At 58.1% G+C, this 20,917-nt stretch carries 16 protein-coding genes; 8 read left to right on the top strand and 8 right to left on the bottom strand.

Annotated features, from left to right (window positions below; genetic code table 11):
- Window positions 1-228 precede the first annotated feature (228 nt).
- Window positions 229-1,017, bottom strand: a complete 789-nt coding sequence (locus AC1DTQ_RS07790) for a DUF5694 domain-containing protein (RefSeq protein ID WP_477848941.1) — start codon at window positions 1,015-1,017, stop codon at window positions 229-231.
- Window positions 1,018-1,276: 259 nt separating this feature from the next.
- Here AC1DTQ_RS07790 and AC1DTQ_RS07785 point away from each other — a divergent pair, with 259 nt between their 5' ends.
- Complete coding sequence (locus AC1DTQ_RS07785) at window positions 1,277-2,197, top strand: alpha/beta hydrolase (RefSeq protein WP_477848940.1); 921 nt, start codon at window positions 1,277-1,279, stop codon at window positions 2,195-2,197.
- 34 nt (window positions 2,198-2,231) lie between these two features.
- On the opposite strand, the gene AC1DTQ_RS07780 is transcribed toward AC1DTQ_RS07785, so the two are convergent.
- From AC1DTQ_RS07780 to AC1DTQ_RS07770, 3 genes are all read right to left on the bottom strand, one after another.
- Window positions 2,232-3,143: a sigma-70 family RNA polymerase sigma factor gene (locus AC1DTQ_RS07780; RefSeq protein WP_477848939.1), complete on the bottom strand. Its 912-nt coding sequence runs from the start codon at window positions 3,141-3,143 to the stop codon at window positions 2,232-2,234.
- Entirely contained in the window at window positions 3,140-3,901 is a 762-nt protein-coding gene (locus AC1DTQ_RS07775; protein WP_477848938.1) for an SDR family NAD(P)-dependent oxidoreductase, read from the bottom strand. The genes AC1DTQ_RS07780 and AC1DTQ_RS07775 overlap by 4 nt, the downstream gene beginning before the upstream one ends.
- A gap of 396 nt (window positions 3,902-4,297) precedes the next feature.
- Window positions 4,298-5,995, bottom strand: a complete 1,698-nt coding sequence (locus tag AC1DTQ_RS07770) for a patatin-like phospholipase family protein (protein ID WP_477848937.1) — start codon at window positions 5,993-5,995, stop codon at window positions 4,298-4,300.
- 567 nt (window positions 5,996-6,562) lie between these two features.
- Between AC1DTQ_RS07770 and AC1DTQ_RS07765 the strand changes: the two genes are divergently transcribed.
- Together AC1DTQ_RS07765 and AC1DTQ_RS07760 are read left to right on the top strand one after the other, a co-directional pair.
- Window positions 6,563-7,678 carry a helix-turn-helix transcriptional regulator gene (locus tag AC1DTQ_RS07765; RefSeq protein WP_477848936.1) on the top strand — a complete coding sequence of 372 codons (1,116 nt, stop codon included), beginning with the start codon at window positions 6,563-6,565 and terminating at the stop codon, window positions 7,676-7,678.
- Between the two features lie 183 nt (window positions 7,679-7,861).
- Entirely contained in the window at window positions 7,862-8,104 is a 243-nt protein-coding gene (locus tag AC1DTQ_RS07760; protein WP_477848935.1) for a hypothetical protein, read from the top strand.
- Window positions 8,105-8,252: 148 nt separating this feature from the next.
- Here AC1DTQ_RS07760 and AC1DTQ_RS07755 read toward each other — a convergent pair whose 3' ends face one another.
- Window positions 8,253-8,687 (bottom strand): hypothetical protein, encoded by a 435-nt coding sequence (locus AC1DTQ_RS07755; protein ID WP_477848934.1) that lies wholly within the window; start codon window positions 8,685-8,687, stop codon window positions 8,253-8,255.
- Window positions 8,688-8,967: 280 nt separating this feature from the next.
- Here AC1DTQ_RS07755 and AC1DTQ_RS07750 point away from each other — a divergent pair, with 280 nt between their 5' ends.
- The 5 genes from AC1DTQ_RS07750 to AC1DTQ_RS07730 all read left to right on the top strand — a co-directional run bounded on the left by AC1DTQ_RS07750 (window position 8,968) and on the right by AC1DTQ_RS07730 (window position 13,980).
- The gene (locus AC1DTQ_RS07750) at window positions 8,968-9,204 is read left to right on the top strand and encodes a helix-turn-helix domain-containing protein (protein ID WP_477848933.1); all 237 of its coding nucleotides are present in this window, start codon (window positions 8,968-8,970) and stop codon (window positions 9,202-9,204) included.
- Window positions 9,205-9,873: 669 nt separating this feature from the next.
- Window positions 9,874-11,046: a hypothetical protein gene (locus AC1DTQ_RS07745; protein WP_477848932.1), complete on the top strand. Its 1,173-nt coding sequence runs from the start codon at window positions 9,874-9,876 to the stop codon at window positions 11,044-11,046.
- Window positions 11,047-11,101: 55 nt separating this feature from the next.
- Complete coding sequence (locus AC1DTQ_RS07740) at window positions 11,102-12,265, top strand: C1 family peptidase (RefSeq protein ID WP_477848931.1); 1,164 nt, start codon at window positions 11,102-11,104, stop codon at window positions 12,263-12,265.
- A 44-nt stretch (window positions 12,266-12,309) separates the two neighbouring features.
- Entirely contained in the window at window positions 12,310-12,624 is a 315-nt protein-coding gene (locus tag AC1DTQ_RS07735; protein WP_477848930.1) for a hypothetical protein, read from the top strand.
- A 237-nt stretch (window positions 12,625-12,861) separates the two neighbouring features.
- Complete coding sequence (locus AC1DTQ_RS07730) at window positions 12,862-13,980, top strand: DUF6932 family protein (RefSeq protein ID WP_477848929.1); 1,119 nt, start codon at window positions 12,862-12,864, stop codon at window positions 13,978-13,980.
- Window positions 13,981-16,086: 2,106 nt separating this feature from the next.
- On the opposite strand, the gene AC1DTQ_RS07725 is transcribed toward AC1DTQ_RS07730, so the two are convergent.
- From AC1DTQ_RS07725 to aceE, 3 genes are all read right to left on the bottom strand, one after another.
- Complete coding sequence (locus AC1DTQ_RS07725) at window positions 16,087-17,091, bottom strand: XVIPCD domain-containing protein (RefSeq protein WP_477848928.1); 1,005 nt, start codon at window positions 17,089-17,091, stop codon at window positions 16,087-16,089.
- 12 nt (window positions 17,092-17,103) lie between these two features.
- The gene (locus tag AC1DTQ_RS07720; protein WP_477848927.1) at window positions 17,104-17,625 is read right to left on the bottom strand and encodes a hypothetical protein; all 522 of its coding nucleotides are present in this window, start codon (window positions 17,623-17,625) and stop codon (window positions 17,104-17,106) included.
- A 407-nt stretch (window positions 17,626-18,032) separates the two neighbouring features.
- On the bottom strand, window positions 18,033-20,723 hold the full coding sequence (gene aceE, locus AC1DTQ_RS07715) for a pyruvate dehydrogenase (acetyl-transferring), homodimeric type (protein ID WP_477848926.1): 2,691 nt from the start codon (window positions 20,721-20,723) through the stop codon (window positions 18,033-18,035).
- Between the last annotated feature and the right edge of the window lie 194 nt (window positions 20,724-20,917).

Genomic DNA, 20,917 nt, shown 5'->3' with positions numbered 1-20,917 from the left:
CGTAGTTTGTCAACGGAGACCTTGGTGGGTGCGCCAATACGGCACACGCTCCTTTGCGTCGACGCATTTCCGCCTCCCGGTAAGAGACGGTGGGTGAGTGATGCTGACCATGGCCTATGGTCCTGCCTGCAGGCCTCGTAGGGCGGAACCGCCGCAGGCGATGACAAGCTTCGCTGTTCATCCGCTACGCGGGTTTCGTCCTACGCGCGCCGGGACCGACAGCTCTGCTCACTTCGTCGGAAGAAACGCATTCGCTTCCACCAGTTCGACGCCCGGCGCCACGCCGAGGCACTGGCGTAGCAGATGGACGTGGCCTTGGCCGTAGAACACCACGGCGCGGTCGCCGGGTTGCAGCGCCTGCAGCAGGCGCGCGCAGATGGCGAAATTGCGTTGCGCCCAGGCCGCGTTGAGCGCGACGCCGGGCTGCTCCTCGCCCTTCCCGTAGCGCAGGAACTCGGCATAGAAGCTCGCGCTCTCGTCGATGGCCTGCGAGGTATTCATTTCATGCAGTACGCCGCCAATGGAATGCGTTGCCTGTAGTGCGGTGATGCGCCCGGTGATGGCTTGCGCTTGCGTCATGAGTGCGCCGAGCGCATCGGTCTTGCCATTGGCCTGGGCCCACGCCTGCACGGCTTCGAAGGGGAAATCCCCCGACACATCCAGGCCGTGGACCTGCTTGAGCCCGCGTTGCTTGGCCAGTCGGAAGCCGAGCTGCACTACTTCATTGGTGGAAGGCGGCAGGCTGCCGTCCAGATACTGCGCGTATTCGGTGCTTGCGGTGTCGGCCGGCCATTCGACGCCGACCAGCGTCGGCTCGAACTTCGCCAGCGCATCGGCAACGGCCTGCAGTTCGGCCTGCCGCTGCGGCACGGTGACATCCACGGCCTCCACGTTGGCCTGGTCCTGGCCCGGGTTGCTGAAATGATAGGTACCCACGATCACTACGCGTGCGGGTTCGGCGGCTTGCAAGGCCGCGGGGGAGACGACGAGGAAAAACGCGAGCAGGGTACGGATCATGGCAGCAGCCTCAAGAGGTTCGATGGGTTCGGGTGTCGTGGCATTGGCAAACGAACCACTGGCTGCCTTGCCTGCCCAACGCGGTGAACGTGAGCAGGCGGCCTGGCTATTGATTGCGCCCCCCATTTAAGCCGGTCCGCGCCGCCAGGGCATGTGCCGTAGGATGGGTTGGATAAGGCGCGCACTTGCGATGTACTGCAGGTACCGCCTGGCCGCTGTGCCTGCCCGCTATTGGAATGAAACCGGAGGGAACACTGATATGCGTACGATATTGATCTGCCTCGCACTGTGCGCTGGCTTGTCGGTCGCCTGCGCGGCCCAGGCCCAGACTGCCACGGCCAAGCCGTGCAAGTCGACGGTCAACGGCGATCTGCAGGTGCATACCTTGAAAAGCGAGATCTTCGGCAATGAGCGGAAGGTCCGTGTGTTGTTGCCGGAAGGGTATGGCGATGCCGCCAACAAGGATCGCCGCTATCCAGTGCTATACCTGCTCGATGGACAGAATGTGTTCGACGCGTGCCTGAGCGAGGTCAGCCACCACGAGTGGGGCGCGGACGAAGCGGTGCGGCAGTTGGTTGCGGACAAGAAGATCCCGCCGCTGATCGTGGTGGGCGTGGATCACGCCGGCAAGGACCGTGCGCGCGAGTATCTGCCGTACAAGGATTTCGTCGGCAACCCCGATATGGACGAACCGGCCGGCAAGCAGTTTCCCGATTTCATGACCAAGGAGGTCATGCCGCTGGTCGACGGCCAGTACCGTACGTTGTCGGGCCCGCACAACACCGGCATTGGCGGTTCGTCCTACGGCGGCGTCGCCAGCCTGTACGCCTTGCTGGCCAAGCCGAACTCGTTTGGCTATGGCCTGATCGAAAGCCCGGTGCTGTGGGTGGGCATGGGCCAGTTGGTGCGCGATACGAATCCGCTGGCGGCCATGCCACGGAAGGTGTTCGTGGCGTTCGGCGGCAAGGAGGCGTCCGATCCGGCGATCAGCCAGAAGATGATCGGGTTCGTGCGTCAGGTCGAATCGAACTTCCACGCTGCCGGCTACGACGAAACGAATTTTCGGGTGGTCATTGAGCCGGACGCCGAGCACACCGAAGCCGCCTGGGAAAAGCGACTGCCCGGTGCGCTGACTTTCCTGTTTGGGGATTGGGAGCCGGTGCCGCCGCCGACGCATTGAGTCGATCCGCTATGCGGGTTCCGCCCTACGCGGGCTATCTAGGGTGACACAGCGTGATTGAAGCCTCATCGGCCACGTAAGGCACGAAGTGGAAATCACGGATGCCTGTGATCTGCCCGCCAGCGTGCGTCAACTCGACGAAGTAGGTGGGGCGCGGATCTGCAGGACTGCGATAGACGGCCAGCACTTCGCTGCCATCGAGCCATGCCGGCACGAAGTACCAGTAGTCGAACAACCGCTCGTAGTTGGTGAAATAGGCCTCTACCTCGCGCCGGCCCACCCGCTGCGAGCGCGCAACCAGATCCAGTCGTACCTCGTCGGCCAGCAGGGCGCGCACGCCCTCCCAGTCGCGCGCGTTGAAGAGTGCCGCGTAGCGCGCGACGATCGGGGACGCCGGCCGTGCCGGTGCTTCATCGACACTCGCCAACCGATCCCGCAGGCGGGTCCGCCCGCGGTGCAATGCGGCTTTGACCGCCGGCACGCTCAGCTCCAGCAAGGCCGCGATCTCCTCGAGCGAGTGGCCCAGGACATCCTTGAGGATCACGCAGCTCCGCTGCGCAGGCGCCAGCGCGACGAAACGGGAGACCGCGGCGTGCAACGCTTGCTCCTGTGCCAGCGCGTCTTCGGGACCTGGGGCCTCGTCCGCCACGACGTCCGATTCCACCAGCGGCTGGCCCATCCGGTATTCGTACCGGCGCAGGTGATCCAGCGCACGGTTGTGCGCAATGCGGAACAGCCACGGCCGCAGTGGCGGCAGCGTCTCGTACTCGGGCAGCGCATAGAAGGCTCGGGCCAGCGCTTCCTGCACGATGTCCTCGCCATCGGTGAGCGAGCCGACCATGCGCGCGCAATAACGGTGCAACTCCGGGCGCAGGTCGGCGACCCGCGCCAGGAATTGCTCGCGGCTGGCAAACAGGCCTTCCTGCAGTGGGTCTCGAGGCGTCATGCGCTCACAGCATCCAACGAAGTGATGCCGGTGTCACCCTTGAATCCGAACGCGGTCCCGGCGGCATAGGCGGGATCGGTCAGCAGCGTCGCCACGTATTCGCCGTACTGGCGTGGCGGCATCGGCTTACCGAACGCCGCGAAGAAGGCCTTCAGCGTGGTGCCCTTCCAGTGCGCATAGGGTACGGCGGCACTCCTGCCGAAGTCGGTCTCGCCGATAATCTGTAGCGGCAGCAGGGCCTGGAAGCGGATGCCAAGGTCGAGCCTGTCCGAAGCGATGTTGGCGTATTGGGCCATCAGCCAGAGCATCCGCTTGGCGCCCGCGTACCCGCCCGAAAGCGGCGACCCGGTCAAGGCGGCGCCGCTGGAGCCGACGAGGACGCGGCTGCCCCGATCCAGCGGCATCCGGATCGCTTCCTGCATCCAGTGCAGCCCGGCCTTGACGTCCACTTCCCAAGCCGCGCTGAAACTTTCCCAGGTCAATTCGTGCAGCGGCGCCATCTCCAGCTGCGTGCCCGCGTTCAGCACGAGCACCGTGGGCCGCACGTCGCGCAGCAGCCGCTTCGCGAGTGCGGGATCCGTAATGTCTCCGCTGATGACGGATACGCCAAGTCGTTCCTGCAGCGCGGCCAGGCGTGCGGCATCGCGGGCGAGGACGGTGACTTGCGCGTTGCGCTCCACCAGCGCCTCGACGATGCCCAGGCCCAGGCCGCGGCTGCCGCCGGTGACGATGACTCGTTGGTCGGCTAAATCCTGCATGTGTTCGCTCCTGAAATCGGGCCACGATTGGCTCCGATCCAAAGAACGATTGAGGGACTGCAAAGGATTCGGTCCCGGGCAAAAAAAGCGCGGCCACCAAGCCCGGTCGATCTCTGGACATCGTCGGGGGGGGTGTGGAAGTGACTCTGACGCTGTTTTCCCAGATTGGTTAGCGGTGCAACACGGCGAATACGGGTGGCGACTTGTGGGTGGTCGCGGTAGTAGGCGGCGTTGTCGGCGAGCGTGTGCCGGCTGCGAACCATGTGGTGCGCCTACAGCTCACCACAACAAAGGGGTCAGAGTACATATCCACTTGAAACAGCTATGTACTCTGACCCTTCTCGATCCGCTTCACTGGTGAAAGCCGCTGCGTTCAACCCGCCCTGCGGGCCTGAGTCAATCGTAGGTGAAAGCGCCTGGAGCCCGACGAGATAAATGGGGCAGTAGTGGCTCAGTGCTTGGTGACGGTTCTGCAATCAGCTTTCCATCAACCAATTCAATTCCTTCCGCCGTGTATTTGCCAAGCTCCCTCAGTCCCCAAAAAATGTAAGTGCTTGAATTTGCGGTGGATGCAAATGTCTCGTATTGAGGAAAAATCAGATGGTTATCCGCTCTGCTTCTTATAGTGGTGTTGTGCCCGTAGAAAGCCACAAGAAGACAACTAGGTTTCTTATCGACCCCACAGGCGGCGGGCGCATCAGTTTCCATCATCGATGTTGTTTGGTTATAGGCCTTGCGAACCATCTGCTCGTTCCAACCCAACTTGATATAGAAGAGTTCGAGCTTGGTTTCACCCAAGATCACGATCGCTCCCGTATGCACTCGGTTTTGTAGCGCAAGAACATTTATGGCCATGCCATGATCACAAATGGCAACCAGGTCAATTGTTTGCAGGTGTATCTCCGCAAGCCCATGCAGATTCTTGCGCAGGCGACAAAGGTCATCCAGGTTTCCATCTCTGTCATAACCCGCATCTACCGAGATTATTTGCGGAACTCGTCTTTTAATCAGCGGCAGTAGTCCGAGATTCTCCGACATACCACCATCGCTTAGTCGGAACTCGAGCCTTGGCGACTCCATAAGCAATACCTTATCGCCAAATTCCGCGCGACTTAGTTTCATCAAGGATTTTGTAATGACCCCACCTGGAATGCCTTCAATGCTTGCGTTTCTATCAACAACTGCACCCGAAAGCCTGACTGTTTTTGCGACTGACAGTTTTGGTATTTCCCCCGCAGAGTATCCGGCGCGCTCATTCCCCCAGCCACGAGTGCCAATCTCCATGGATCTGAAAATATCGTTCTTCTTGTCCTCCGCGACACCATTGGTTGTAACAGAAACGAGCCACTCCACGTCGGGGGTTCCATTGCCCATGCTGTTCCAGCCCGAGGATCTGGCATCCGCCTCACTGCCTTTATACCTGTAGCTCCATGGCCCATAAGATGCAATCTGACGCGGGTTCGCAACCATACCGTACGCTCTGTAGATTCCATTCTCGTAAACAATCTTTGGACTTTCCTTTCCTCCGAGTATTCCGGTCAGCAATGATTTTGCGATTTTCACCGATGGCTTTCGTTGTGCGCTTCCATCAATTTCCGAAGGAGAATCGTCAAAAATATCTGCGTTCTGGGCCAAATAGTATTGGTGACGATACGGGTCGGTCTCGGTCCAATGCTTGTTGTGAATACATTTTGGATCAGGTGACTTGTCCAAAAGCTTACGCAACGTATCGTTGTCTCCCCACCATAGGGGGGTGCAGTCGGCAAACAGGGCGGGCCCTGCAAGGCCGAGCGCGCGATGATTCATGTACCAATAAGCAGCGTACCCACCGCCGGATACGCTTGATATCACGTCTATCCTTGGTAGAACCCCGCTGTCTTCCAGTGCGGAAAGTACGCCGATCGTGAACATTCCTGATCGAGAGCCTCCGCCTGAGAGGGCCAAACCAATTTTGTAGTCGTCTTTTGCATAAGCTGGCGGCGCAATGCTCGGCAAGGACTGCGGCTCGCTTGCGAAGCCGAGGAAGCTACAGCTAAGAATCGACACGCCTATCAATGAAGTGAAGGTGTGCTTCGCTATCGTTGTCAGCTTCATTGGCCACTCCTCGTATCTGCCCGGTTCTTTTAAAACGGCTGGCACTTAAGTCTGCGGTCGCTCTGTATAAGCAACGTAGCTGAGCTTACGAAAGCGGTCCTCTCGCGGTCAGTTGATATGTATGTCCCCAGGTTCGCCAATGCTCTAGCCTATTGCTGAGACACATGTAGAACCTCTCGTCCACTGACTCTAGGTCCGAACCAAGAGGCCTTCAACGTAAATAGTTCACTCGCCTCGAAACGCGGGCGCTGCAAAAGAACGAAATGTTCCTGCCGTTACCGTCAGACGAAGCCATCGAGCTAGGCTCCTGTGCGACCAATCCCGCGACGCCCAGACCCACCGCTGATACCAAAGGCCGCGGACGGGGCGCCCATGTTGGCTACTACCCAGCTCGAGAAAACTCCCCGTGACGCCGGGTACGAGATCCCCAGAGGAAAGAGCGATATGAGCCCCACGCTCGTTCCCGATTCCCAGACCCCACATCGTGAAATGAAGAGTACTGAGCAATTGGCCGGTCAAGCGCTGCTTACGCGTAATGCACCAGTGAGGTCACCTTTGGAGAATAGTATGGCGACCCAATCCTCGTCTAAGAACCAGCTGCTGCGCCACTTATACGAGTCGCTTGGCGAACCTGATGCGCACCGAAGGTTTCTGCGCCTGCTGGCAGCTAGCTTTAAGTCCCAGCTAATAGCTACGCAGAGAGATTCGCGAGAGCACATGCATGTCCCGATTCTTCACTTCGATAGTGAAGGAAGACAGTTTGATGGTATTACCGAAGCAGCAGCAATAGCTCCCTTCGTCAACCCTTGGTTCGCAGCGAACGCCGCCACCAACCTGATCAAGTACGGGACAGGTCATGACGAGGGCTTGCTTTCTCCCTCGCAACTGCAGCTGACGGACTTCTACCAATACGTACTACGGCCATTCGATCTGTTCCATTCCCTCGGAATTCTAATTTCTTCGGAATCCGACGGATTCAATGTTCTGACTCTAAGCCGTTCCAGGTCAGCGGGTTACTACACCGCAAAAGAGTCGATGCTTGCACAATGGATTCTCCCACATGTCCGCAATGTACATGCAATCCAGATACAACTGAGCACCACGGCAGTATCAGAAGCGAGATGTGACTCGCGCGCTATTTGGTTATTGGATCGGGCAGGTAGCGTAGTTTTCTATAACGTCGCAGCGGAGCAACTGGCGCTCTCCCCTGGCGGTAGACTCTGTCTACGCGGCGGGAAACTGATAGCAGCTGCGGCAATGGATAGGACGAACTTATCCAATGCGATTACGGCGACCTCCCTGGCGCCTGCTTATCCATCAACATTGGTGATTCACGACCAATATGGATTTCCATGGGCGGTCGTCGAGGTGAGGCCGATCCCACCTCAGGCTTTTGAGTCGTGGCTGGTCGTCCGGCCCGCGACCACGATCGTCAGCGTACGTTTGTTGGCGACCCGACCTGCACATTTGGGCACCTTGCTCATCAAGCTATTTGACTTGACCCAGGCAGAAGCCAGGGTAGCCATTGCCTTGCTTTCAGCCGAAACGGTGGGCGGGGTGGCGAAACAGCTCAACAAAAGTGAAGAGACCATACGTAGTCAGCTGAAGGCTGTCTTTGCCAAGATCGGCGTCAACACGCAAGCCCGACTACTGCGGCTACTTGATCGCCTTAGCGACAACTGAAATTTCACCCAAATGGGTGATGCGCTGGATCTATCCAGAAGTAATTGTGAACTACGTCGCTGTGACGTGTGTTGCTGCACAGAACGCGTCGTGGGAAATATGGGAGTGAGTCTTGGATAGCTATTTGGTAGATGTATAGCTTTGTTAAAGATCTAGTCCAGTCATAACATTATGAGGTGATACATGAAACTGTTATTTCTTGTGCTGATACTTATTGCAGGTTCAGCACTGTCTCAAGAACGAGCAGCCACGGCTGGCGAGACAGCAGCCGGTATTAAGCACACGCCCACTGCTGAAGAGAACGTTCGAAAAGCGATAGAAAAGAAGGGGGCGCAGGACTCAGAAGCCCTGTTTAAGAAGGAGACGCCAAAGAAAAATGACGCTCCCAAACCACCTACAAAGCCTGCTGAGCGACGAGTTCCTTAATTTCGTTGGAGAATGTCAAAAAGCTAGAAGCCTGAACTGCAAGACGTCATATAGGGCAGCGGAGGACGGCCTGAGAAAAGAACGGGAAACTGCCTCCGCCCCCTTTCAGACTAGCTTCGCTGCTGAAAGCCGCAGCGCTCGACCTCTCCTACGGGAACTGCAACGCGGCGATGCGGGTGGCGATTTTTGGATGGTCGCGGTAGTAGGCGGCGTTGTCGGCTAGGGTGTGCCAGCGTTCGTGGTCTTGCAGTAGTTGGGTGATGTGCTGGGCGAGGGTCATGAGTTCGCTGGGGTCGGGTGGGCAGCCGTTCTCCAGGGTGTGTTGCATGAGGCGCAGGAGCAGGAAGGCGCGGTCCAGGCAGGTTTCGCTTTCTTCCTGGGCGTTGCCGGACACGGCATCCAGGCGATCCCGCGACAGGCGGGTGATGCCGGTGTCGGCCAGGGTGGCGTCTGCGCTACCTGAGAGAAGGTGGATAAGCCGCTCAAGCGGCGTGTGCGTTTCGGCGAACGCGAAGGTGTCGGTGTTTTGTGCTGGTGCTTCGGTTTCTTCTGGCGGGGTTTGGCAGTGCAGGGACTGGTTCATTGGCAACTTCCTGTAGTGAGAGCGGACTCGCCTGAATTTCCAGCAGGCGTCTCAATCATCGTCACCGGTATTGCGTGACGCAAACTGGCTTTGCAGCTTGTATCCCGCTTCCCAATCAATGTCCTTGCATAGCAACCACTTGCGCGTTTGAGCGAGAGTTAAAAGCAGTAGATCGATAGGCTGTAGTACGACTGCTCGCTGCGCATGACAATGCGTCATGACCGGGAAGTCATCCTCTCCACGCAAAGTTGGCGAAGCAAGGAAACGTGTCGCCCGATGCGTGAAGCGCCTGAGAACTGAGCGGGAACTGAGCCAGGAGCAACTGGCGGAACTGGCAGGGTTTCATCGCACTTACGTCTCTCAACTGGAGCGATGCGTCGCCAATATTTCCATCGATGGGTTGGATCGGCTGGCGGCTTCGCTCTCCGTGGATGTCACGGAGTTGCTTGCCAAGTCCGTGTGGTCGGCGAACGAAGCTGAAAGCGTGGCGTTCGGTTTACGTCTGCCCATTCCCTGACCGACAAGCTGGACGGTGCGGTTGTGCTATTCGAAGGTTCGATGGCCGCCGGCTGAGACTGCTGCGCATGGCTGTAAGGGCGAGAGTCGGGGGAGTGAAGGCCGTCAGCGGCTCTCAGGACACGAATCGCAGGGCTCTGGGCCTCGTTCGCAAAGCTCTGAGCCTCGCGAGCAAGGCTCGGCATGTCAGCCTCGGCACATTTAGCTCCGCACGCAAAGCAAAAAGGCTCGCGCACGAAGCGCTGAGGCTTGCGCGCCGAGATCCGAGGGTTGCGAAAGCGGTTCTGACGCCCGGTGGACGTAGCTGAAAAACGGAATCGCAAGGTAATTCGCCTTGCGCGCAAAGAAAATAGCTTTGCGCGTGCAGCTCCGAGTCTTGCATGCAAGGCTTTTTGGCTTGCGCGCAAAGCACAAGTGCACCCGCTTCGGAGCCTGAAGGGTTGCGCACTAGGCTCGAAGCCTTGCGAAGTAAGGAGACTTCGAGACACATGCATCAATCTAGGCACAAACGTAGGAGTCCTTCAACGTAAATCCTTCACACTTCTCATAACAAGAGAGCGATATGACCAATCCTACGATCCAACTTTGAAGTACGTGGCCGCTCGAGCGATAGCGTGACGTTGAATGAGCCGAGTCTCTCGCATTCGATCGAGAGCATAAGGGGATTCAAATGGCACACGTTATGCGCATCGCTGCACTTTCCATTGCGGCGACAATGATTGTTGGATGTGCGAATAAGCAGATTCTCCGCAACGAAGCGATCATGACGAAAAAGCTCGGAGAAGCCGTGTCCAGTCTTGATGAACTTTCGGACCAATCGGTATCCGACCGACGGGTTTTCAGCGTAATGCCTAAGCTGCCACCGGCACCAGTAGACAAGGCTTTTATCGAGCTTGCATGCATGGGTGAGCAAAGTGAGCATGTCGTGGAGCACGCATTAGGCGTTTACGCTTCCAGGCTCAAGGAGCTGGATGCACTTGCCGAAGGTCCGGCCGACGATAGCTTCAGAGCTCTGTTTGGCTCATTCAAGAAAGTTGCCGACGCCAGAAAAAAATTGCCCGAACCGGACGAGCAGGTCGCTGCCTTTAAGGAGCAGTCGGAAAAGGTTAAAAAGGAGAATGCGGCGTCTGCCAAACGCTGCCGCGCAATAGTGGGCCACGACCTAAGGCCGCCTATTGCGCGCGGGCCTGCGGCCACCGGCAGCCCACTAGACGCAATTCTTATCTATATCAATGTGTTCAAGTCGTTCGCGCAGCTTGCGGAACAAACCGCGCGCGCAGAAGCTGTTAAGGAATACACCGCGTTAGTGGTCAAACCCGATCTTGATTTGGCACATCGCTATTTGGCTGGCGTTCCCCACGACGATCCTTTCCTTAGTCCCGGGCAGGGCCCCGACCTGAATCCTGACCTCACAAGACTATGCGCGACACGCGAAGGCGCCGCCAACAACGAGGGCGAACTGAGTGAGACGGAAATTGTGGCTCTGTCTGAAGCTCATGGAAGATTGGGCCAGCTGGTTGCGCGTTCACGAACCACGGCCGTCCGAACGGCCTACCTGCATTACCTAAGTGCCAAATCGGTGGATGCGTCCTCCGCAAAACCGCAGGAACTTGCGGCAGCCGTCCGGTCTGCTGCGTACGCGGCAGACACTTTGAAGAGGGTAGACGAGCTTGTTGACCTCGACGTCGATTGCGAAATTCTGCCTAAGCTAAAAACGTCTCAGGATGAATTCGCCGAAGCGGTGGCATCGGGCGCAAAGAGTGATCTGGCGGCCGACAACTTCGTCGACGCGCTTACTAATGTGCAGTCTTTGCTCGAGGCGTTAGGCAAGCTGAAAGATTAAGTCCAATTGCTCGTATAGCGCCACCAACCTCTTTAGCTAGTAATGGAGACTTAGAATGTCATCGCCAATAGGATTTCCGCCCCAACCCGAATGGAAGGGCACGATTCGCGAGTTAGCCGACCAGGGCGTCTCGCGCGAGCCTCTAAACGTGCTCGATCAATCTGGAGCTAGAACACCAGAATCGATCCTGAGCCTCCTAGAGAGTTTTCCTTCTCTTTCCGAGAGAGGACTATTGAACGCTGCTCAAGTAAGTAACGCAGTCAAGACAGTGGAGCCGTCCGCTAGATACGTCACGTTGATGGAAGCTCGTGAAATTGTGATCGCTCGTCAGTTCAATCGAGTCCTGGGTGCCCTGCCCCCACCGAATTCAGAATGGGCCCTCAATCACGAGGTTGCTCTACTCGATTCAGGCTCGGTCCCTTCAGCAAGTGCGCCCCTACTCGAGGCGGAGGCTGCTACTCCAGGCCAAGTGATCGATTTGCGCAGTTGCATGCCGTGGCCCGTCAGAAATCAGGGGGATCGCGGAACTTGTGTCTCGTTTGCCATGACCGCACTGTGCGAACTGAAAGCTTGTGAGCTAGACAAAAAGGGCACCGACCTCTCCGAGCAGTTCCTTTACTGGGCGACGAAGACTCAGACTGGCGATAAACGCCCTGGGGAAGCTGGCACATTGTTAGAGTACTCACTGGAAGCCCTGCAGTCGCACGGCATTCCCGTTGAGATCGACTGGCCCTACAACCCAAATGTCATCCCGGGCAACGAAAGTCATGGAGCTGCGGGGGCGCCGTCAGCGGCAGTACTTCAGGCTGCACTTCCCAGACGTAGTGCAGGAAATTACAGTGACGTAAAAGTTGGTTCGGCCGCGCGGATTCTTGCCCTTCTGAAGCTCGGCAAAGCTGTCGCTATTTCTTTGCCAGTCGCCGAGGATCCTCTCAGCCATATTAATAACTGGGCGACGGCAGTCGGAGTCCGTTTTGGCATTGTGCTTGACCCACCTCCGACCTCTGTTCTGAAGGGTGGCCACGCTGTGGCGGTCACGGGATTTGTAGCTGACCCAATAGAGCCGAACGGTGGGTACTTCATTATTAGAAACAGCTGGTCTGGTAATGGATGGGGTCATATGCTTCCCAATGCCACTGGGCACGGACCTGAGCCTGGCTATGGGCAAGTATCGGCTACCTACGTCGAAGAGTATCTGTGGGAGTACGCATTCTTTTAGACGGCTTCAGCCGTTGGATCTCGCCCGGGAGTAGTATTGGTTCCATGAAGATCTTGGCAGACAAGCGCCTGACCTTGAGCCCCGACGACCTTGGAATTAAGGTCGTCGGGGACCGAGTCTCCGCACCTGTCAAAGTAGTTCATTTTCTAAATCGGATTGGCGTGCGGGATGCTGCTTTCATCGTCCCCATGATGAAAGACATGCCGTCCTTGTTTGTCGCAGAGCTAGGCATTCGAGCCGATCAGTTCGATAAAATCAGATCAACGCTCGAACAAGAATTGATACACGTCTCTGTCCAGACCACACCGTTCAAAACACCTCCGTTTGGCGCTATGCCAGTCACCCCAAAGAAGAAGTGACTGGAGTGGTACGCTCGCTTAATCTTGATGTGTGTACGAGACGCTAAATGAGTGCATAGGTTGAGCTAAGGTTGCGAACCAATTCCTGCGTCGACATTGGCGCTCACTTCGTTCATCCCAACCTATCTCGCTAATTGGACGCGGAGAAAGTGAGACTACCCGTATACGGCCTTCTTTATGCGCGGGACGCTTCTCCCCGAACGCTCTAGCTCTCTTACCATCTAGGACGCATGCCGCATGCCTATTCAATTGTCCGCGGAAGGATTTCTTCCGCCTGGCGAAGTAACCTTAGACATAGGCGCATTCTCTGCCTTATTCGGCAACGCCTCCAAAATCAGGGCAGAGGCAGTAGAAGTGTTGCCGGCGTTACTAAAAGGAGCGGAAGAACTTGGTGCCGTTGACGTATTTATTGCAGGCTCATTTGTAACTAGCAAGAAAGATCCAAATGATTTGGATCTCTTAGTAGTACATAAGACAAAGGAAACGATCCCTCAAGGCATTGAGTCATTCGATACGGCACGAACAAGAATAGATCTCCAATATGCTTCATATGATGAGCCGGAAATACTGGCGTCGTTCCTCGATTTTCTCACCACACGCAGGAATGGGCAAAAGGTTGGGATAGTTCGGATAGGTTTAGTGACGGAGGAGGGAAGGCCCGCACTTCCGGCAAGCAGCCCTCTGGTCGTTAAAGCAATTCAGCTTTCTTATGGCATGCATCATGTCACCGAGAACAAGCGCATCCTGATTACAGTGCATGGGATCCTCACAAACGCAAAATGGAATGCTGAGGTAACTCGACTCGCTAGTGATCAGGGCTGGGTAGTCGCGCCATACGACTATGGATTCACCGCGCCTTTCGTACTCCTAAGCAAGACTTTAAGACGTAAAGAGGTCGCACGCTTCCAACACTGGCTGGATAGGATCCACCAAGAACACCCGTATCCAATATCCATAATTGCCCATTCGTTCGGGACCTATATAGTTGGTAGATACCTCACCGGATGGGGTAGAGACCCGCCACCAATCCCGATCGAAGCCCTGATTCTCATTGGATCGATACTTGATCCGGAGATTGTCTGGAGTGAACGCAATCATGGCGTTCGCCGCATTTTGAATGAGGTGGCTCCAAATGATCCCTGGGTGAAATTAATGCCGCTCGTATCGTGGTCTCGGCGTGGGGATCCCCTTGGACGGGCGGGCACAAAAGGGTTTAAGCATAAAGTCCGAATTTTGACGCAAAAAAAAATCGACAACTATGACCACAACAATCCTCTCGATAGTGTGGTGATACGTGGTCGATGGCTTCCTTTCTTGAACTTCACAACTAGCGGCAGAAAAAGCTCTGGGCCGTAGGATGGGTCGAGCGCAGCGACGCACCCAGGCGCCTGACGCCCTGACGTCGCCATGGGGTTGGGAGGGCGGGCATATTGGTTTGAGGGCCTGTCGATTCAGACAGGAGGAGCGATGGGTATCGCTACGCTCGACCCATCCTACGGGTCTCTCGATTGGCTATAGCCGCAGCCAACAGGCATCTTTTGTATGCCTTTGCCAAAGCCGAGCGGGCTAAGTCATTGTTTCTATGGAATTCTCAAAATTCCGACGTAACGAACCCCGCCGGTATACTTCAGCGATCACATTTGAATTGAGAACTGTATGCCAGTGCCTGGGCTCTCGCTAATAGGATTCATGGATCGCGATGAGGCGCTCCAACATTTTCGAGGCGCTTGTGTAGTGGCCGACGACTCTGACGCGGCGTTGGACATCGAATGGAACGCCGCTCGAGCAAAGCTAGCTGGGCCAAGTGCACGCGCCGGCAATCCCGAAATTCTTCCTATCCCTCCGGAGGGTCAGCAGCACGTGGCAGAGGTGGCGCAGCTCCCGTGGGTGGCGCCAGTCCTTGCACAACTCCCTGGAGCGACCTTCTCGCTCGTGGAAATTGATCCTCTACTCGCGTTCCAGCACAACATCTCGAACGCGCGTTCAAATCACCATTGCGCCGCACTGTCTCAGCCGCCTACCTTGGATGAGCTACTCGACGCCTGCCTTCCAAAGGTACAGATCAACGAGCCCATCACTGCTGCTGCTACTGAAAACTCAGTGCTGCTTAAGGCCGAGAGCCTAAACGTTCGCACTACCGTGGCAGGACACATTGCGCCCAGCGTTGTGGGGGTGCAATTTGGTCTTTCGCTTCCTCTGCTTCATGTCGTTCGACATAACGGAAGGTGCTATCTGCACAACGGCTTTCACCGTGCATTGGGAGCGCGTCTAGCAGGAGCGACTCATGTCCCATGTCTCTTCAGAGATGTCGCCACTCACGAAGAGGTAGGAATCCGCAATGACGGAGGCACATTTTCAGTGGCGTTGCTCGAGTCAGTTAATCCGCCGACACTCGAACACTTCACACAGGGACGTGCCTACGACGTGCAACTACGAAAGATACAGCGATTCATCCACGTGTCGTGGGCCGAATACGGCATGGCTACTGAGTAAGGCCGATTAGATCAACAGGCAACCAAAAGCTTCTCAGAGCGCGATGGGGTGGAAGGAGGGGAAGCTTCGGGAGCCGGATTGCGGGTGACAAGTGTGGTCTTGTTGCCATCAACTTGCTTCACGCATTCCTTACCAGCGCTCACAACGATCGTCCGCGACGGCGACTGAGCGTAGTTATTGAGTTTACTGGGGGCGTTCGACATGGCACTTCCTACTCGGGGCGGCGGGATACTAAGGACAACGTAAGGAGAACGACATAGGGGCCGCTACACGTGACATGTACTCCGAGACCAGGAAACAAAGGGTGAAGTTCAATCACCGCAGATTCACTGGATTCATAAAAGGCCCCATGAGTCAAGGCGTTACAGCCCTTGATTGGACGAACGGTACCACAAAGTACACGCCCGACAACCCCTCCATTGCTTATATGAGATAGGCGATTCAAGGCGGTACGACCAACGGCAATTACCCCCTAAAAGCGCGCTGGAGCGTCATTTAGCCCGACATCCGCCCCATAGATAGGGACCGCACCTCGACAGGGCAGTGTCAGCTCCAGACACGCTCTCAGGACGCCTCAGGGGCAGTTTGAAGCTCGCCATCCCGACTTTGCTACTTGGCCGGGAGAAGACAGTCAGACCGTCCGAAACTGACCGCCCAGCTCGGCGCCTTGGTCTCTACATCTGCCCCGCGTGCTGAATATCGCAGAGAGCGGAGACGCCTCTAAGTGACGTAGCCGGGTAGAGCATGGCTAAACCCGGGGCTTTTGATCTGACGTACTGATGCCTTGTGTAACCGGCCCACTTAGACAGGCATCTCTAGGGCGGTGGCGTTCCGATGTCGGCGTCCCGGGTTAGCCGCTGCGCTCTACCCGGGCTACATCATTGCACATACGAAGCGAGCGGCCTTCAGCCGCTCGCATGTGTGAAATATTTACTATCTGCGACGCTACGTGGTTCGGCGCCGCCCGGTTCAACCCATCCGCATCTGCGGAGCACTGATTTCCCTTCTAGGGTCCTCCATCGCATGCACCTGCGGCTGCGGCCGCTGGGTTTCGTTCAACGTCTGTAACTGCGCCACCGACTGATCGACCGGCGTTTTGATCGCATCGTCGGTCTTCATCTGCGCCCGCCGCTGCGCCGGATCGCCCGGCTCGCCCTGCACCACGAACATATTCTCGCCCGCGCGCACCGCCCCGCGCGCCTCGCTGAGCACCACGTGGTCGATCTGCGACAGACCATTGGCCTTGGCCAGACAGGCCGCGCTGGCCGCCATGCACGCACTCTGCCCGTCGTATTCCCGGCCGACCTTGGCATCCAGACGACGCACCGCCGCCTCCGCCTGAGAGACCAGCGGATCCGGACGGCTGACGCTCGCCTGGTCGCGGCCCGGACCTGCCGGCCCGCCTTGCTCCTGCTCGGAGAGCAACCACTGCAGCGGCGAACGCTCCGGCATCTTGTTGTTCTGTTCCGTGTTGAGCTCGCTCTTGGGAAAAGGCGCCTCGATGCTCTTGATGTCCCGGATGTTGTCCAGCGGCTTCAGCGCACCTTCGTAGTTCTTGTCCTTGCCCAGCACCGACTCCCGGTGCAACCCCGCATGGTTCAACGCATTCCAAGTGAAATCGATGCAGCTGTTGGAGGCCCCGTCGTACTTCATGTCGAAGTTGTGCTTGGCCGGATCCTTGCCGAATTCCTGCAGCTTGTCGTACTGCTCCTTGCTGATCTCCATGGTGCGGGAGTAGCGGGGATCTTTGTAATCCTTATTGTCCTTGTCGTACACCATGCCCGGGCCGCTCGATTCGCCATGCGTGGCCGGCGCGAACCCGTAGCTGTTGGTGACCTTCCCATCGTTGATCGAATAGTAGACGTGGCCCGGAAGGGAAGTGCCTCCCGACAGCGCCAAGGGCGTGCCTGGCGCGGCCACATAAACGGTAGCGGTGTAGCGCTTTTCTTGTTCCTGCGTTTGCTGCTTATCCATAGCTCTTTGCTCCTATTTGCCTTTTGCGGTGTAAGCGATGAGAAGTTCTGACTTCGCAGCAAGCAACGCCTCGCGATGCTGGACCAAGCGAATCGAAGCCCGATAGCGGCCTGCGGGAAGATTGGGGACGTAGGCGAAGGCGAGCTCCTGGTAGACGGCGCCCGCCGCAAGCAAACCTGCCGCCTGCATCGTACTGAAGTCGGCATCTATAGCGATCAATCCGGGTACCAGACCCTCGGCAGTGAGCGTGACCGGTTCCTCTTCACCGCGTTCAACGCGTCGACTGCTTTCAAGCGCTACCGCGACCGGACCCGAGTCCTGCAGACGATAAAGATGCACTTCGGCCGAGACGTCGGTCCTTCTCAAGCCGTCGGCCACATCGGCAACCGCAGTGGGATCGCTGCCCGTCACCCGCACGCCGATGAACAAAGGCGGCGTGTCGTCGTCCGCCTGCGCGGGCACATCGAAATCGAGTTCGAGGGTGCCGGTTTCGTTGGGGTCCAGACGGCGTACCAGGGGGACTGCGGTTCGCATGTCGCTCGGCTCCTTGTTGGCGATGGGTTCGCTTGCCTGCTGCGGTGGCGGCCGCTGTGGGCAACCCGTCATTGCGCACAAGGCCAGGGCCATGAGCGCGATCCGCATTCCTTTGTTTGCTATGAGCACGACTACCTCGTCATGGTGTCAGGTGGGGCGCATGACGAGCATGCAGCATACCGATGCGCTGCAAGCTTCCTGTTTTCTTCACGCAAAAGAAAGGGGTGACCGATGGTCACCCCTTGCTTGAATTGGTTGTGGAGTTTCGATGGCATGGGTTCGCATTCCTTGCGATGGAGAGTTTTGCTGCGAAGAGCGCCCTCACCCGGTCTTCGACCACCCTCTCCCGTAAACGGGAGAGGGGTTTAAAAATCGAGGCTCATGATTGATAGGCGTTGAATCCGGACTCAGACGCCGACCGGATTCACCTTCTCCACATCAATCTTGTACTGCTTGATCGCCCTGGCCACATCCTTGCCAGTCATCTTGCCGTCCGCCGCCAACGCCGCAATGGCCGCATGCGCGATGTAGTTGCGATCCACCTCAAAGAAGCGACGCAGATTGGCGCGCGTATCCGAACGGCCGAAGCCATCCGTGCCCAACACCGTGTACTTCTGCGGCACGAACGCGCGGATCTGATCAGCGTAGGCGCGCACGTAATCCGTGGCGGCAACGACCGGGCCCTGGCGACCTTCCAACAACGTGGTCACGTAGGCCTTGCGCGGCGCCTTGGCTTCCGGATTCAAGCGGTTCCAACGCTCCACATCGAAACCATCGCGACGCAGCTCGTTGAAGCTGGGGCACGACCAGATGTCGGCGCTGACGCCGAAATCCTTGTCCAACAATTCCGCCGCCGCAATCGCCTCGCGCAGGATGGTGCCGCTGCCCAGCAACTGCACCCGCAGCTCGCCCTTCTTCGGCTTGCCCGCATCCTTCAACAGATACATACCCTTGATGATGCCCTCGGCCGCACCTTCCGGCATGTCCGGATGGGTGTAGTTTTCGTTCATCAGCGTCAGGTAGTAATACTCATCCACCTGCTCCTGCATCATCTTCTGCATGCCGTGCTGCAGGACGACCGTGACCTCGAAACCGAACGTCGGGTCGTAACTGCGGCAGTTGGGAATGGAACCTGCGATCACGTGGCTGAAGCCGTCCTCGTGCTGCAAGCCCTCGCCGTTGAGCGTGGTGCGCCCGGCGGTGCCGCCCAGCAGGAAACCGCGCGTGCGCATGTCCGCCGCCTGCCAGGCGATGTCGCCCACGCGCTGGAAGCCGAACATGGAGTAGTAGATGTAGAACGGCAGCATGGGCACGTTGCTGACCGAATAACTGGTGCCCGCCGCCATCCACGAAGAGATCGCTCCCGGTTCGCTGATGCCCTGCTGCAGCACCTGGCCGGATTGGTCCTCGCGGTAGTACATCAGCTGGTCGGCATCGACCGGCTTGTACTTCTGCCCGAACGGCGCATAGATGCCGATCTGGCGGAACATGCCTTCCATACCGAACGTACGCGCTTCATCCGCAACAATCGGCACGATGCGCGGACCCATCTGCTTGTCGCGCAGGGCGATGTTGAGGGTCTGCACGAAGGCCATGGTGGTGGAGATTTCGCGCTCGCCGGAGGACTTCAACAGACGGTCGAACACTTCCAACTTGGGCGTTTCGAACGACTCGCTGGCCTTGCGACGGCGCTGCGGCAGATAACCGCCCAGGGCGGCGCGGCGCTCCTTGAGATACTGCACTTCCACCGAGTCTTCGCCTGGGTGGTAGAACGGAATCTGGCCGTCGGCCAGTTGCGCGTCGGTGACCGGGATGTTGAAACGGTCGCGGAAGATCTTGATCGTTTCGTCGTCCAGTTTCTTGGTCTGGTGGGTGGGATTGAGCGATTCGCCCGCCGCGCCCATGCCGTAGCCCTTCACCGTCTTGGCCAGGATTACGGTCGGCATGCCCTTGGTGTTGACCGCCTGGTGGTAGGCCGCATAGACCTTGTGCGGATCGTGGCCACCGCGGTTCAAACGCCAGATGTCGTCGTCGGAAAGATTGGCCACCATGGCCGCCGTTTCCGGATACTTGTTGAAGAAGTTCTCGCGCGTGTACTTGCCGCCGAACGCCTTGCAGTTCTGGTATTCGCCGTCGACGGTTTCCATCATCAGCTTCTTCAGCACGCCGTCGGTATCGCGGGCCAGGAGCGGATCCCAATAGCTGCCCCACAGCAGCTTGATCACGTTCCAGCCGCCGCCGCGGAACACGCCTTCCAGCTCCTGGATGATCTTGCCGTTGCCGCGCACCGGACCGTCCAGACGCTGCAGGTTGCAGTTGACCACGAACACCAGGTTATCCAGGCCTTCGCGGCCGGCCAGCGCGATCGCGCCGAGACTTTCGGGTTCGTCCGATTCGCCGTCGCCCATGAAGCACCAGACCTTGCGATCGGACTTCTCGATCAGGCCGCGGTGCTCCAGGTACTTCATGAACTGCGCTTGATAGATCGCGGCGAGCGGGCCCAGACCCATCGACACGGTGGGCGTCTGCCAGTAATCGGGCATCAGCCAGGGATGCGGATAGGAAGAGATGCCGTGGCCGTCGACTTCCATGCGGAAGTTGTCCAGCTGGGCTTCGCTGATGCGGCCTTCCAGGAACGAACGGGCGTAGATGCCGGGCGAGGAGTGGCCCTGCACGAACAGCAGGTCGCCGGGGTGGTTTTCGCTGGGCGCGCGCCAGAAGTGGTTGAAGCCCACGTCATACAAGGTGGCCGAGCTGGCGAAGCTGGCGATGTGACCGCCCAGGTCGCCGGGCTTGCGGTTGGCGCGGACCACGGTGGCCATCGCGTTCCAGCGGATGATCGAGCGCAAACGCCATTCGATGGCGGCATCGCCGGGGGATTTGGCTTCCAGCGCCGGAGCGATGGTGTTGACGTATTCGGTGGTGGGCGAGAACGGCAGGAACGCGCCCGAACGCCGGGTCAGCTCCACCATGCCTTCCAGCAGCTGGTGGGCCCGCAGCGGGCCTTCGGCCTCGATCACCGCCTTGATGGAATCGACCCATTCCCGGGTTTCCGCCGGATCCGGATCGCTTTGCAACATGTCGTTCAACCAGTTCATTGCCACTCCCGTGGGGGCCATGCCGGGCATGGCGGTAATCGTTTTTTTGTGAGCCCGCGAGTGTAACGCAGGGCCCGTTATTCGGCCTCGCTACGCCTGCGTATGGAGCCGGCACAGCCCGACACCCTTGGCTGAGGCAGGCCCACCGGCCGTCGCGGAAACGCCCGCGTCCCGTCTCACATTAGTCGCGAGCG

This window comes from Pseudoxanthomonas sp. P4_B2, assembly GCF_056402315.1.
The sequence above is the reverse complement of the archived record's forward strand: the minus strand, read 5'-3'. Positions and strand labels throughout refer to the sequence as shown.